Consider the following 14512-nt stretch of genomic DNA (forward strand, 5'->3'; position numbering starts at 1 on the left):
GGCTCGGTAGCGCTCCACGCTTTTTCTTGCAGCTTGCCGCTTGTAGCCTGCAGCCGCTTCTTTCAAATACTCCAGCGCGCCTTGAGCAACCGCTCGCTGAGCAGGTTCGGGTCGATCGGCCGGGGCCGCCGCGCCAGGGCGCCGTGGAACTGTTCCAGGGACTCCAGCAGGCGCCGCTCCAGGGCCGGCTCCAGCTGCGCCGGCGCATCGGCCGTGGCGTAGGCGATCTGCGAATCCTCGGCGAACACGCCGTGGAGCATCTCCTGGGCCTTCAGCGCCGCCAGCACCGGCTTGAGCGCGTAGTCCACGGCGAGCATGTGGGCGTTGCTGCCGCCGGTGGCCAGGGGCAGCACCACCTTGTGGCTCAGGGCGCGCTCGGGCAGCAGGTCCAGCAGCACCTTGAGGGCGCCGGCGATGGAGGCCTTGTACACCGGGGTGGCGATCACCAGGCCGTCGGCCCGCGCCACCTGCTCCAGCAGCTCCAGCACCTGGGGGCTGTCGAAGCGGGCATGCAGCAGGTCCTCGGCGGCGAAGTCACGCACCTGGTAGGAACGCACCTCCACCCCACGCTCGTGCAGCCACCGGCGGGCAACGTCCAGCAGGACCGCGGAACGGGAGCGCTGGCTCGGACTGCCGGCGAGGGTCACCACATACATTGCACGCTTCCTTATAACTGAAAGAGCCGACTTGAAGCCGGCTCGCTAACCAACGTGCATAGACCTTAACAGGGGTTTTGATATTCCAATAAATGTTATTTATTCATTTGCTTATAACTTGAATAAAGACTGTAGGAGCGAGCTTGCTCGCGAACGGGAGTTACTTGTGGCAGCGGTGTTCTGGGGAGATTCCGCTCCCTCTCCCTAACCCTCTCCCTGAAGGGAGAGGGGACCGTTCGGAGTGCTTTGGTATTCCTGAGTCAGCCGGCAATCTCGGCTATCCGGCTGAATCTGACCTTCCCGCTGGCACGGACAAGCCCCCTCTCCCTTCAGGGAGAGGGCTGGGGAGAGGGCGCTCTTGAACCCAGCACCTAGGCCACCAGCAAACGCCAATTCGCGAACAAGAACCAGGCGTCCCCCTCGCTCCTACGAACAGCGCGACGTCTAGATCACGTGGGAATGCTGCAACTCCGTCAGCGCCTCGCCCCGCAGATACGCCAGCTCCACCGCACGGCGGTCGCGCGGGCGTGGCAGGGGCACCGGGAACTCGCGGCGCAGGCGGCTCGGGGCGCCGCCCAGGAGCAGCACGCGGTCGCCCAGGTAGAAGGCCTCGTCGAGGTCGTGGGTGACCAGCAGGATGCTGATGTCGTATTCCAGGGCCAGTTGCTGGATCAGGTCCTGCAGGCGCAGGCGGGTGAAGGCGTCCACCGCGCTGAAGGGCTCGTCCAGCAGCAGCACCTGCGGGCGGCCGTAGAGCCCGCGGGCGATGGCCGCGCGCTGGGCCATGCCGCCGGAGAGCTGCTTGGGCAGCAGGCCGCCCTTGCCTTCCAGGCCGACGTCGCGCAGCAGCCGGGCGATGCGCTGGTCGTCGGCCAGCCAGCCGTCGGCGAAACCGACGTTCTGCGCCACCGTCAGCCAGGGCAGCAGGCGCGGTTCCTGGAACACCACGCCGATGCCGCCGCCGCGGCCGCTCTCGCCGTCCGGGCCGAAGCCCAGCAGCGGGTTGCGTTGCAGCTGCCCGGCGAAGTCGGCGTCCAGGCCGGCGGCGATGCGCAGCAGGGTGCTCTTGCCGCAGCCGCTGGGGCCCAGCAGGCTGACCACCTCCCCCGGCGCCAGCGCCAGGCTGACGTCGTCGAGCACGCGCAGGCCGTCGAAGCTCTTGCGGATGTTGTTGAGTTCCAGCAGCGCGCTCATGCCTTGCCCTCCAGGCCTTCGAAGCTGTCGCGCCAGGCCAGGGCGCGGCGTTCCACGGCCTTGAGCAGGCCGTCGCTGAGCTTGCCGAGCACGGCCAGGACCAGGATGGCGGCGATGACGATGTCCGGCCGCGAGGTCTCGCGGCCGTCGCTGAGCAGGTAGCCCAGGCCACGGGTGGCGGCGATCAGCTCGGCGGCGACGAGGAACATCCAGCTCAGGCTGAGGGCGCCGCGCAGCCCGGTGAACAGGCTCGGCAGCGCCGCCGGCAGGAGGATGCGCCGCGCCAGGGTGAAGGTCGACAGGTGGTACAGCCGGCCCAGCTCCACCCACTTGCGGTCCACCCCGCGCACGCCGGCGACCAGCGCCAGGTACACCGGGAAGAAGGCGCCGAGGGCGATGAGCACCACCTTGGGCGTCTCGTCGATGCCCAGCCAGAGCAGCAGCAAGGGCACCCAGGCCAGGCTGGGGATGGCCCGCAGCGCCTGGAAGCTCGGCTCCAGGTAGGCCTCGGCGCGCTGGCTGAGGCCGACCCAGGTGCCGATCAGCAGGGCGGCGAAGGAGCCGATGGCGAAGCCGCTGGCCACCCGCGCCAGGCTGGCGCCGATGTGCTGCCACAGCTCGCCATGGGCCAGTTGCCAAAGGGTGAGCACGACGCTGCTAGGCGCCGGCATCTGGTTCTCCGCCAGCCAGCCGGCGCGCACCGCGAGTTCCAGCGCGGCGCACAGCAGCAGCGGCAGCACCCAGGCCCGCCAACGCAGCGGGCGCGGCCGCAGCGACAGGGCCAGGCGGCGGCTACGGCCCAGGTCGAGGGGCTGGCTCGGCACACCCATGGTTCATTCCGCCCTGGCCAGGGGTTGCTTGCCGATGACTTCGCCGGCCAGTTGCGGGTCGATCAACTGGTCCACCACCCTGGCCACGTCGGTACCGGGGCGCACCAGTTGCTCGTCCACCAGGATGGGCGCGGCGGCCTTGAGCGCGGCGACCTGCTCGGCGCCGGGCAGCGGCTGGCTGAAGTCGGTGCGCGAGAGCTGCAGCCTGGCCACTTCCAGCGGCAGCTTGGCCTCCTCGGCCAGCAGCCTGGCGGTCTCCTCCGGATGCTCGATGGCCCAGTGGCGGGCCCGCTCGTAAGCGCCGATGACCTGCTTGATCAGTTGCGGCTGCTCACGGGCGAAACGCTCGGTGACGCTGAGCACGCCGTAGCTGTTGAAGTTCACGTTGCGGTACAGCAGCCGCGAGCCGGCCTGCAGCTCGCTGGCCGCCATGTGCGGGTCGAGCCCGGCCCAGGCGTCCACCTGGCCGCGCTCCAGCGCGGTGCGGCCGTCGGGGTGCTGCAGGTGGACGATCTCCACGTCGCCCTTGCCCAGGCCGACGCTCTGCAGGCTGCGCAGCAGGAACAGGTAGGGGTCGGTGCCCTTGGTGGCGGCCACCTTGTGGCCCTTGAGGTCGGCCAGGGATTTCAGCGGCGAGTCCTTGGGCACCACCAGCGCGGTCCATTCCGGGCGCGAGGCGATGTAGACGGTCTTCAGCGGGCTACCGTTGGCGCGGCTGAGCACCGCGGCCAGCCCCGCGGTGGAAGCGAAGTCGGTGCTGCCGGCGTTGAGGTATTCCAGCGAGCGGTTGCTGCCCTGGCTGAACACCCAGCGCACCTCGGTGCCCTGGGGCTTGAGCGCGTCTTCCAGCCAGCCGAAGTGCCTGAGCACCAGGCTGGTGGGCGCGTAGTAGGCGTAGTCCAGGCGGACTTCCTTTGGCGTTTGTGCGCAAGCGGTGGCAGTGAAGGCGCCGAACGGCAGACACGCCAGGAGAGCGGCGGTCAGGCTGCGGCGCCAGGTGGACGGACCCATGGTCGATCTCCTTGGCGGCGTGGCTGACGTCTTCTCCCCGTGTGGCGGGCAAGTCAGAGCGGGAAAACAAAGCGCGGCTCGAGGCCGGGCGGGAACGGAAAAAAAGGCGGCCGGCGAACCGGCCGAATACCCTACTCGTGGTTTGGAACAACGGCGCGGCTGCGCGGGGCAGCCGCGGGAAAATCAGCGGTTGGGCTGCGGGGTCAGGCGCAGGTACGGCTTGACCGCGCGGTAGCCTTTGGGGAAACGCTGGCGAATCTCGTCCTCGTCTTTCAGCGAGGGCACGATGACCACCTCGTCGCCGTCCTGCCAGTTGCCGGGCGTGGCGACCTTGTGGTTGTCGGTCAGTTGCAGCGAGTCCACCACCCGCAGGATCTCGTTGAAGTTGCGCCCGGTGCTGGCCGGGTAGGTGATGGTCAGGCGCACCTTCTTGTTCGGGTCGATGACGAACAGCGAACGCACGGTCAGGGTGTCGTTGGCGTTCGGGTGGATCAGGTCGTACAGCTCGGAGACCTTGCGGTCGGCGTCGGCGATGATCGGGAAGTTGACCACGGTGTTCTGGGTTTCGTTGATGTCGTCGATCCACTTCACGTGGGACTCCACCGGGTCCACCGACAGCGCGATCACCTTGACGCCGCGCTGTGCGAAGTCGTCCTTGAGCTTGGCGGTCAGGCCCAGCTCGGTGGTGCATACCGGGGTGAAGTCCGCCGGGTGGGAGAAGAGAATGCCCCAGCTGTCGCCGAGCCATTCGTGGAAACGGATGCGGCCTTCGCTGGATTCCTGTTCGAAGTCGGGGGCGATGTCGCCGAGACGCAGACTCATGGGTTGGGCTCCTGGTTCGTGTGGGGTTCACTATGCACAAGGCCGGACTGCATTAAAAAGAATATATTTTGATTTTCTTATAACCAAAAAGACATGCAGCCGCCTGGCCTCGCGCCACTGGCCATTGAGCATAGCCGCCAAGGCCCCCGCCGCCGTCCATTCGTCGCCTGCGCCCCGCCGCCGTCCGGCCTGACTACACTGAAATCATTAACCCGCAAGGTGTGGGAGGTATCTTCATGTTCGGTAAACGAGTGACTGACGGCGAGCCGGGCACCCACTATCGGAGCGACCGGATCAGCGCGGTCAATGGCCAGTATTTCTTCTCGACCCGCGAAGGCACGCTGGAAGGGCCGTTCTTCACCCGCTTCGATGCGGAACGCGAGGTGATGCAGTACATCAGCCGGATGCAGCAGGCCGCCGGGTTGTATGCGCGGGTGGCGCAGTAGGTGTTGTCTGGGTCATGAACCCCGGCCAGGTGCCGGGGTTTTTCTTTGGGTGTCTTCCGGGGGCAGGTTCTTTTCGTAGGAGCGAGCTTGCTCGCGAACAGAGTTTCCCGGGTGTATTGGTGCATCGACTGACCTCCCTTCCCTCTCCCCAGCCCTCTCCCTGAAGGGAGAGGGGGCTTGTCCGTGCCGAAAGAAGATTTGGCGTCAGTCGGAAACTTCGCGATAGCCGGCTAACGCCGCAACACCCGAGCACACCGAACGGTCCCCTCTCCCTTCAGGGAGAGGGTTAGGGAGAGGGGACGGCGTCAACGCTTGCACCGTAGCCGCCGGGTAACTCCGTTCGCGAGCAAGCTCGCTCCTACAAAAAAAACCTCCCCAACGAAAAAAGCCCCGGCATCGCTGCCGGGGCTTCGCTATCGGCCCTCCTGCGTGGGGACGGCCGCCAGACTCAGCGGAGCGCTTCGAACAGGCCGGTGGCGCCCATGCCGCCGCCCACGCACATGGTCACGATGCCGTAGCGCAGGTTGCGCCGCTGCAGTTCGCGCACCAGGTGGCCGACCTGGCGCGAGCCGGTCATGCCGAAGGGGTGGCCGATGGAGATGGAGCCGCCGTTGACGTTGTATTTCTCGTTGTCGATGCCCAGGCGGTTGCGCGCGTACAGGCACTGCGAGGCGAAGGCTTCGTTGAGCTCCCAGAGGTCGATGTCGTCGATCTGCAGGCCGCGGGCCTTGAGCAGCTTGGGCACCGAGAACACCGGGCCGATGCCCATCTCGTCCGGCTCGCAGCCGGCCACGGTGAAGCCGCGGAAGAAGGCCTTGGGCTTGAGGCCCAGTTCCAGGGCCTTGTCCAGGCTCATCACCAGGGTCATGGAGGCGCCGTCGGAAAGCTGCGAGGCGTTGCCGGCGGTCACCGAGCCGTCTTCGGCGAACACCGGCTTCAGCGAGTTGAGGCCTTCGAGGGTGGTGTCCGGGCGGTTGCAGTCATCGCGGTCGACCACGCCTTCGACCACCTTCTTCTCGCCGGTGGCCTTGTCTTCCACGGCGTAGCGCACGTTCATCGGCACGATTTCGTCGTCGAACAGGCCCTCGGCCTGGGCGCGGGCGGTGCGCTGCTGGCTCTGCAGGGCGTAGAGGTCCTGTTCCTCGCGGGTGACGTTGTAGCGGCGGGCGACGATCTCGGCGGTCTGCCCCATGGGGTAGTAGATCCCCGGGAACTCCGCTTCCAGACGCGGGTTGACGAAGTGGTCGGTGTTGCGCGACTTGGCCGTCAGGGTGATGGACTCGACGCCGCCGGCCACCAGGATGTCGCTGCAGCCGGAGGCCACCTGGTTGGCGGCGATGGCGATGGCCTGCAGGCCCGAGGAGCAGTAGCGGTTGAGGGTCATGCCGGCGACGTGGATGCCCAGCTTCGACAGCACCGCGGCGTTGCGGCCGATGTTGTGGCCCTGGGCGCCCTCGTTGGAGCCGGCGCCGACCACGCAGTCGTCCACCAGCAGCGGGTCCAGGCCGTTGCGCGCCAGCAGCGCGTCGATGCAGTGGGCCACCATGTCGTCGGGCCGGGTCATGTTGAACTTGCCGCGGAACGACTTGGCCAGGCCGGTACGGACGCTGTCGACGATCACCACTTCACGCATGGGAAACCTCGTTGCTTGTTGTTCGATTGGGGAGGTGCACTCGGCCAAGCATAGGGCGAGCGAATGCCGGGGCGCGACGATCATTCATCCCGGATATGCGCTGCCATCCCCCAGCGGATACGCGACCGCCGCCCAAGGGCGGCGGTCGCAGGCGCCCTTGCGGCGCGGTCAGACGGTGTCCACCTTCACCGCGTGGTCGGCCAGCAGGCCGTTGAGCACCGCGTGGGTGTCGCCGCTGGAGACGATGGCGCCGCCGTGGTGGTCGGTGTACTTGGCCACCAGGTCGACGTTGGCCAGGTCGATGCTCTGGGTCGTCGCGCCCCCTGTCGCGCCGGTGGGGTTCACCGAGATGGTGGTGGTCGAGGTGGTGGCGTTGACCGAGAAGGTCAGGTACTGCGCCAGCGAATCGGCGGTGGCGTGCTCGCCCTGCAGCAGGTCGGCCAGGTTCAGCGAGTCGCCCTCGCCTATGTTGAAGTCCTTGATCACGTCATGCCCGGCCTCGCCCTTCTGCCAGACGAACTGGTCGGCGCCGGCGCCGCCGGTAAGGGTGTCGTCGCCCATGCCGCCGAACAGGATGTCGTTGCCGTCGCCGCCGAGCAGCGTGTCGTTGCCGCCCTGGCCGAACAGCAGGTCGTCGCCCTTGCCGCCTTCGAGGGTGTCGTTGCCGCCGCGGGTGTCGCCGGCGACGTTGAGTTCATAGGCGTGGGCGACGATGTAGTTGGTCACCTGGCCCTGGGACGGCGCGGCGCCGCCGTTGGCGGCGGTCAGGTAGTCCACCAGGCCCTGGTAGCCGGCGCCGTTGTGGGTGCCGGCGGCGTGCCCGGTCCAGCTCAGGGCGTCGGTGTTGATCACGTCGCCGAAGAGGATGTCGTTGCCGTCGCCGCCGACCAGGTGGTCGTGGCCCACCGCCTGCGGCGAGGTGTTGCTGAAGCCTTCCTGCAGCGCGGTCTGCAGCTGTTCGGCGGTGTTGATGATCTGCGGCTGGCCGACGTTGGCGGTGAGGTCCGGGGTGTTGCCGGTGAAATGCAGGGTGGCGGTGCCCGTGGTGCTGGTGTTGTCGAAGAACTGCAGGATGCCGCTGTTGATGCCGTCGCCGATGCCGATGGCGTTCACCGACACATGGTCGCTGCCGCTGAACAGGCCGCCGCCGTTGAGCAGGTTGTTGGCGACGTCCAGCGCGTCCTTGATGTCGTGGTAGTTGGTGACGGTGCCGCTGTTGCTGTTGTCGCCGATGTAGGTGGTGGGGTTGCCGTCGGTGAGGAAGAACGCCAGGTTGATGTAGTCGTGGGCGGCGTTGGCGCCCCCGCCCACCGTGGCGTTGAACCAGTCGACGGTGGACTTCAGCGCCGCCTCGTAGTTGGTCCCGCCCACGGCGCCGAGGCTGTTGATGGCGCTGATCAGGGTGGCGACGTTGGTGCTGTTCAGGCCATGCACCTGGGTCAGCGTCGAGCCGTCGGCGAAGGACACCAGGGCCAGGTTGATGGTGCCGTCGTGGCCCTTGATCTGGTTCAGCAGGTTGATCAGCGCCGCCTTGGCCAGGGCCATGCGACTGAGCCCGGTGGTCCCGGAGGCGTCGGCCATGCTGCCGGAGGTGTCGATGATCAGCGCGATGTTGTAGTTCTTGCCGGGCGTGGTGGTGACGGAAACGCCGCCCACGTCGCCGATCAGCACGTCGTTGCCGAAGCTGCCGGCGATGGTCCCGTGGTCCGGCCCGAGCGGGCTGGGCACGGTGTGGGGCGTCGTCGAGCCATCGGTGTCGCTGGCGTTGCTGCCCACCACCAGGATCGGCGCGCCGTATTTCACGCAGATGTCGAGGTTGGCCGAGGCGGTGTCGCCGTCGCCATCGACGATGGTGTACTGGAACGACTCGCTGATCTGCCCGCTTTCCGGGAAGCTCACGCTGGCCTTGACCGCGTAGGTGTAGTCGCCGGCGTGGTGGCCGCCGCCATCCTTCAGGTACAGCGTCAGGGTGCCGTTGTCGGTGCTGATGGTCAGCAGGCCGCTGCTGGCGTTGTAGCTGCCGGTGGCATGGCTGGCGCCGGGGTCGAGGTTGGTGAGGTGGCCGTTGGCGTCCACCGCGAAGGTCTCGCCGCCGGTGCTCACCTGGGTGATGCGCACGGTGCCGTCGGCGCTGACCGGCAGGTCGTTGGCCAGCACGTTGCCGCTGACCGCGTCGAGGTGGCTGAGGTTGACCAGGGTGGCGCTGAGGTCGCTGGGGTCGGTGACGATGACCGGCGTGCCGTGGCTGTCCACCCGCACCAGGTCCTGGTCGGTGATGGAGGTGCCGACGCCGACGGCGAAGGCCTCGACGTTGTTGGTGCTGCCGTTGTGCGCGGCGAGGAAGCTCTGCCAGGCGTTCAGCGCAGCGTTGGTGCTACCGGTGGTGGGCTGCCCATCGGAGATGAAGTACACCCGGTTGATCGCCGCGGGGTCGGCCCCCGGCGCGTTCAGGTCGGCGTTGATGCTGGTCTGGGCGCGGTTCAGCGCGGCCTCGTAGTTGGTGTTGCCGCCGGCCTGCAGGCCGTTGATGGCGTTCACCAGGCTGGTGTAGCCGCTGTCGCCGGCGTCGTCGAAGCTGTAGTGGCTGGCGGCGCTGGCCGAGGTGGCGAAGCTGATCAGCGAGACCTGGATCAGCAGGCCCATGGAGGCGTACTCGTGCAGCATGTTGATCAGCGCGGCCTTGGCCTGGGCCAGCTTGCTGCCCTGCATGCTGCCGGAGACGTCGAGCACCAGCGTCAGGTTGACCGCCGGCGGCGGCTGCACCAGCAGGCACGCCGGGTGGTCGTCCACCGCGGTGGGGCCGTCGTCGGCGAAGCCGATCTTGTTGCCCAGGTCGAGGGTCTGGCTGCTGCTGGCCTTGTCGCCGTCGTAGTCAGTGATGCTGGCGGTGCCTTCCAGGCCGACCAGCCCGGTCTTCAGCCAGGCCACCTGGCTGTCGTAGTTGCCGGAAGCCCCCGGCCCGTCGTGCTGGATGGCCGAGTACTGGGTGAGGATCACCTTGCCGCTGTTGCCGTCCAGGCGCAGGTCGAACACGGTGTTGGCCGTGGTCACGCCCTGCAGGCTGGTGGCGGTGCTGCCGACAATCTTGCCGCCGACGTCGTAAAGGTGGATGGTCGCGTTGCCGCTGCTCAGCCCGCTATCGGCGCCCTGCCCGGCCAGCAGCTTGAGGCTGTAGCTCCAGCTCACGGCGGAGGCCGGGGCATCGGCGCCGGCGCTCTGCGAGGTGATGACGAAGGCGCCGGTGAAGTCGCCGCTGGCGGTGTCGGAGTTGGCGCCTATGGTGTCGGCGTCCTGGGTCTGCACCAGCACCGACTGGCTGCCCAGGCCGACGCTGATGGACGGGCCGTCGTCGGCGAAGGCCACCTTGTTGCCCAGGTCCAGCGAGGCCGTGGAGCTGGCCTTGTCGCCGTCGTAGTCGGTGATGGTCGCGGTGGCCTGCAGGCTGACCAGGCCGGTGGCCAGGGGGGTCTGCTGGGTGGCGTAGTTGCTGGTGGCACCCGGCAGCGCGTGGTCGATTTCGGCGTACTGCGTCAGGGTGACATTGCCGCTGCCATCCACCTTCAGGTTGAAGATGGTGTTGCTGGCATTCACCCCGCCTTCGGTGTTCGAGGTGCTGCCGATGATCTGGCCGTTCTGTTCGTACAGATAAATCTTCTGCCCCGCACTGTTCAGGCCCGATTGGGTGCCTTCGGCCACGTCCAGCTTCAGCGCGTAGCTCCAGCTCACCGCGGCCGGGGTATCGGCGCCGGTGCTTTGCGAGGTGATGGCGAAGGCTGCGGCGAAGCTGGTGGTGGCGGTGTCGAAGTTCGAGCCGATGGTGTCCGCGTCGTGGGTCAGCAGCACGATGGGTTTGCTGCCGCTGAGGTCGATGCAGATGGAGGGGCCGTCGTCGTCGAAGGCCACCTTGCCGCCCAGGTCGATGCTGGCGCTGGACGAGGCCTTGTCACCGTCGTAGTCGGTGATGGTGGCGCTGGCCTGCAGGCTCACCAGGCCGGTGGCCAGGGGGGCCTGCTGGGTGGCGTAGTTGCTGGTGACGCCCGGCAGCGCGTGATCGATTTCGGCGTATTGCGTGAGGGTGACGTTGCCGCTGCCGTCCACCTTCAGGTTGAAGATGGTGTTGCTGGAATCCACGCCAGCTTCGGTGCTGGAAGTGCTACCGATGATCTGGCCGTTCTGCTCGTACAGGTAAATCTTCTGCCCTGCACTGTTCAGCCCCGACTGGGTGCCTTCGGCCACGTCCAGTTTCAGCGCATAGCTCCAGCTCACCGTGGCCGGGCCGTCGGCGCCGGCGTTCTGCGAAGTGATGGCGAAGGCCGCGGCGAAGCTGGTGGTGGCGGTATCGAAGTTGCTGCCGATGGTGTCGGCGTCCTGGGTCACCAGGTTGCCGAGCAGCGCGCCGCTGGCGCCGATGCCGATGCTCGGGCCGTCGTCGGCGAAGCCGATCCGGCCGCCCAGGTCGAGGTTCTGGCTGGCGCTGGCCGGGTCGCCGTCACGGTCGGTGATGGTGACGCTGCCCTGCAGTTGCACCAGGTCGCTGCCGAGGGTGACGTGCTGGCTGTCGAAGCCGCTGGTGGCGCCCGGCAGCGCATGGTCGATGGCGGCGTACTGGGTCAGGGTGACCTTGCCGCTGGCGGCGTCCACTGCCAGCGAGAAGACGGTGTTGGCGCTGCTGACCGCGTCGGCGCTGGCGGCGGTGGAGCCCATCACCACGCCATCGATCAGGTAGAGGTGGATGCCCTGGCCGCCGCTGCTCAGGCCCGAGGCCTCGCCCTGGCTGGTGACGTTCAGGCTGTAGTGCCAGGCCACGCTGCCGGCGCCGTCGGCGCCATAGGCCAGGGTCGCCTTGAAGGCGCTGGCGAAGTCCGCCGAGACGCTCTCCGAAGCGCCGCCGCGGGTGCCTTCGTCATGGCTGAGCAGGCTCGGCGCCTCGCCCTCCTGGGCCAGGGAGGCGGTGGGGCTGTCGTCGTTGATGAGGATGGCCAGGTTGCCGCTGGCGGGCGTGCCGTTGCCGTCGGTCAGGGTGTAGGGGACGCTGAGGGCGATGTCGTCCTCGACGCCGTGCTGCGGGTGGTCCAGCGGCTGCTGCAGGACCAGTTCGTAGGTGCCGTTGGCGAGGTTGGTGAGGCTCAGGGTGAACACCGTCTGGCCATTGGCCGAGGCCGTCAGCACGTGGCCGTCGGGGCTCACGCTGTAGCTCAGGGCCACGCCGCCGGAGGTCAGCGCCGGCAGGCCGGTGGTGCTCCAGGCGAAGGTCCCGGGGCCGTCGGCGCCGAAGTCGTAGCCGAGGCTGCCGGAAGCGCTGGCGCCGACGCCGGGCAGGCCGTCGTTGCCCTGGATGCCGCCGGGCAAGCCGTCTTCATCCACCACGGCGCTGGCGTTGCCCGCGCTGGGCACGCCGTCGACGGGCGGGGCCGGTGGTTCCGGCGGGGTCGGCGGCGCCGCCTGGGCCTGCTCGGGGCTGGGTACGCCATCGAACAGCCGCGGGAACAGCGGGCCGCTGCCCAGGGGCCCGGTGGGGAAGCCGATGTCCGGATCAATGTGGCCGCCGATCTCGGTCAGCAGTACGAAGGAGTGCCCGCCGCCGGCCTTGGCGTTGCCGCCGGCGGAGAACGACGGGCCGGCCGCGGTGGCCTCGGCCACCTGGCTCGGGTCCTGCCCGGCGGCGATGGCCGCCTGCAGCGCCTTGACGTCGGTGATGTCCTGCTGGCTGGGCGCGACCGGCGCCTGCGCCGGCGCGCTGTCCGCGTACTGGTGGTGGGCGGCGGCGACCAGTTGATTGCTCATCGGCATCGAACTGTCGCGCCCCAGGGTGAGTTCGCCGCCACCGGCGATCGCCACGGCCACGGCACCTTCGTGCCCGGTCACCAGTTGTTCGCCGACGAACAGCTTGTCGCCCTGGTGCAGGATGCGACGCGAACCATCCGCGGCCACGGCGAAGACCTCGCCCACCGCCTTGCTGACGATACCTACCAAGCTGGCCATGACTGCATCCTCCGCGCTTACTCTGCGCTTGCCGCCCGGCGCCGCCTCCGGCGGCACCCAAGACCTCCGAGTTGGCCATGCCGTCACCGGCGCGCAGTGATGCGTAGAGGGAAGCGGAAGCCTGAAGGCGCTTTGGCATCAAAAAGCCAGCGGATGAATCCGCCATTTTTTTGACCACGCTTGCTTCGGTACTTCGCGGAAACGCCCGCCCTAGCCGCCTGAAACGTACATGGCTGTATGTGCAAGCCCTATTCGTCCCCATAGCCAAGAAAAATCAGGGTTTGCGAGTTTTACAATGTGCCGCTTTTCACAGGTGTCATAAGACTTTTTCTGAATATGGGATGTGAAAAATTCTTCTGATGTTCGCGAAAAGTTGTTCTTAGCTCTGATGTTACAGGCGTGAAACGCTTGATATCAGAAAAAAGCCAAGTTTTTGGCGAATTGCAAGAGCATCGAAGTCGAGAACACCAGGAGAACGCCATGCGCAGTCGTAACGCGACGCTATGGAGCGGTGTATTTCTGGCGGCCACCTGCGCTCAAGCCAACGCGATGAGCCTGACCCAAGCCATACAGAGCACCCTGCAATATCACCCGGAGATCAGCCAGAGCATGAACAGCCGGCTGACCGCAGACCAGGAACTGAAGATCGCCCGCGGCGGCTACCTGCCCACCGTCGATCTACTGCTGGGTTACGGCCGCGAAGGCGTCGATAGCCCCTCTACCCGTCAGGAAGGCAACCACAACAAGGAAACGCTCAACCGCGGCGATGCCGAGCTCCGCCTGCAGCAGATGCTGTTCGACGGCTTCGCCACGCCCAACGAGGTGGCGCGCAACGAGGCCAACGTCAATTCCAAGGCGTTCCGCGTGCTGGGCACCTCGGAGAACGCCGCGCTGCGCACCGTCGAGGTCTACCTCAACGTGCTGCAGCACCGCGAGATGGTGAGCCTGGCGCGCAACAACCTGCAGGCCCACCAGCGCATCGGCGACCAGATCCGCATGCGCAGCCAGCAGGGCGTCGGCAGCACCGCCGACAACGACCAGGCCACCGCGCGCCTGGCCCTGGCGCAGAACAACCTCTACACCGAGGAAGTCGACCTGCGCGACGCCGAGGCCAACTTCTACAGCGCCGTGGGCAAGCAGCCCGACGAGCTGGAGACGCCCTCCACCGTCAAGGCCCTGGTGCCCAGCGACATCAACAAGGCGCGCCAGGAAGTGCTGAGCAACAACCCGCTGCTCAAATCGGCCCAGGCCGACGTGAATGCCGCCGAGAAGCAGTACGAGGCGGCCAAGTCGCCCTTCTACCCGCGCTTCGACCTGGAACTGTCGAAGGCGGCGAACAACAACGTCGACGGCGAAGTGGGCCACTACAACGACTGGGAAGCCCAGGTGGTGATGCGCTACAACCTGTTCAACGGCATGCGCGACAAGAACCGCCTCGGCGCCACTTCGCACCAGATCGACGAAGCCAAGGACGTCCGCGACAATGCCCTGCGCCTGCTCAACGAGAACCTCTCGCTGGCCTGGGACGCCATGGAGAACGCCAGCAAGCAGACCGGCCCGGCGCGCGAATACGCCGACTACACGCGCAAGGTCCGCGAGGCCTACCAGCAGCAGTTCACCCTCGGCCAGCGCACGCTGCTCGACCTGCTGGACAGCGAGAACGAACTCTTCACCGCCAACCGCCGCTACACCCAGGTGCGCTACACCGAGGAGTACTCGCGCTACCGCGTGCTGGCCGCCATGGGCGCCCTGCTGCGCTCGCAGAACGTCGTGCCGCCCCATGAGGGCGTGGCGCTGTCCGACGTGAAGACCGAGACACGCCTGCCCGACATGAAATAAGGCCCTGCCCGCCCCGCGTCCGCCGCCGGCCCGCCCGGCCGGCGGCGCCTGCGGGGCGCGGCGGCCGCATGGGGCTCGCAGAAGCCCGGGAGAAGTAGC

Annotated in this window: 9 protein-coding genes; 2 read left to right on the plus strand and 7 right to left on the minus strand. The window is 67.5% G+C overall.

Annotation, left to right across the window (positions count from 1 at the left end):
• Positions 1 to 62 precede the first annotated feature (62 nt).
• The 5 genes from ssuE to PcP3B5_RS18810 all read right to left on the minus strand — a co-directional run bounded on the left by ssuE (position 63) and on the right by PcP3B5_RS18810 (position 4513).
• The gene (ssuE, locus tag PcP3B5_RS18790) at positions 63 to 656 is read right to left on the minus strand and encodes an NADPH-dependent FMN reductase (RefSeq protein ID WP_043317032.1); all 594 of its coding nucleotides are present in this window, start codon (positions 654 to 656) and stop codon (positions 63 to 65) included.
• A 444-nt stretch (positions 657 to 1100) separates the two neighbouring features.
• On the minus strand, positions 1101 to 1850 hold the full coding sequence (locus tag PcP3B5_RS18795) for an ABC transporter ATP-binding protein (RefSeq protein ID WP_061562107.1): 750 nt from the start codon (positions 1848 to 1850) through the stop codon (positions 1101 to 1103).
• Positions 1847 to 2674: an ABC transporter permease gene (locus tag PcP3B5_RS18800; protein ID WP_061563295.1), complete on the minus strand. Its 828-nt coding sequence runs from the start codon at positions 2672 to 2674 to the stop codon at positions 1847 to 1849. The genes PcP3B5_RS18795 and PcP3B5_RS18800 overlap by 4 nt, the downstream gene beginning before the upstream one ends.
• A 9-nt stretch (positions 2675 to 2683) precedes the next feature.
• Positions 2684 to 3691 (minus strand): aliphatic sulfonate ABC transporter substrate-binding protein, encoded by a 1008-nt coding sequence (locus PcP3B5_RS18805; protein ID WP_145923919.1) that lies wholly within the window; start codon positions 3689 to 3691, stop codon positions 2684 to 2686.
• Positions 3692 to 3874: 183 nt separating this feature from the next.
• Positions 3875 to 4513 carry a peroxiredoxin gene (locus PcP3B5_RS18810; protein WP_009618796.1) on the minus strand — a complete coding sequence of 213 codons (639 nt, stop codon included), beginning with the start codon at positions 4511 to 4513 and terminating at the stop codon, positions 3875 to 3877.
• Between the two features lie 236 nt (positions 4514 to 4749).
• Between PcP3B5_RS18810 and PcP3B5_RS18815 the strand changes: the two genes are divergently transcribed.
• Complete coding sequence (locus PcP3B5_RS18815) at positions 4750 to 4959, plus strand: DUF6316 family protein (RefSeq protein WP_009618794.1); 210 nt, start codon at positions 4750 to 4752, stop codon at positions 4957 to 4959.
• A 448-nt stretch (positions 4960 to 5407) separates the two neighbouring features.
• On the opposite strand, the gene PcP3B5_RS18820 is transcribed toward PcP3B5_RS18815, so the two are convergent.
• The gene (locus tag PcP3B5_RS18820) at positions 5408 to 6592 is read right to left on the minus strand and encodes a thiolase family protein (RefSeq protein WP_009618792.1); all 1185 of its coding nucleotides are present in this window, start codon (positions 6590 to 6592) and stop codon (positions 5408 to 5410) included.
• A 168-nt stretch (positions 6593 to 6760) separates the two neighbouring features.
• On the minus strand, positions 6761 to 12574 hold the full coding sequence (locus tag PcP3B5_RS18825; protein ID WP_061562108.1) for a retention module-containing protein: 5814 nt from the start codon (positions 12572 to 12574) through the stop codon (positions 6761 to 6763).
• Between the two features lie 480 nt (positions 12575 to 13054).
• Here PcP3B5_RS18825 and PcP3B5_RS18830 point away from each other — a divergent pair, with 480 nt between their 5' ends.
• Entirely contained in the window at positions 13055 to 14413 is a 1359-nt protein-coding gene (locus PcP3B5_RS18830) for a TolC family outer membrane protein (RefSeq protein ID WP_058490183.1), read from the plus strand.
• Positions 14414 to 14512 lie beyond the last annotated feature (99 nt).

Source organism: Pseudomonas citronellolis (genome assembly GCF_001586155.1).
Taxonomy (GTDB): Bacteria; Pseudomonadota; Gammaproteobacteria; order Pseudomonadales; family Pseudomonadaceae; genus Pseudomonas; species Pseudomonas citronellolis.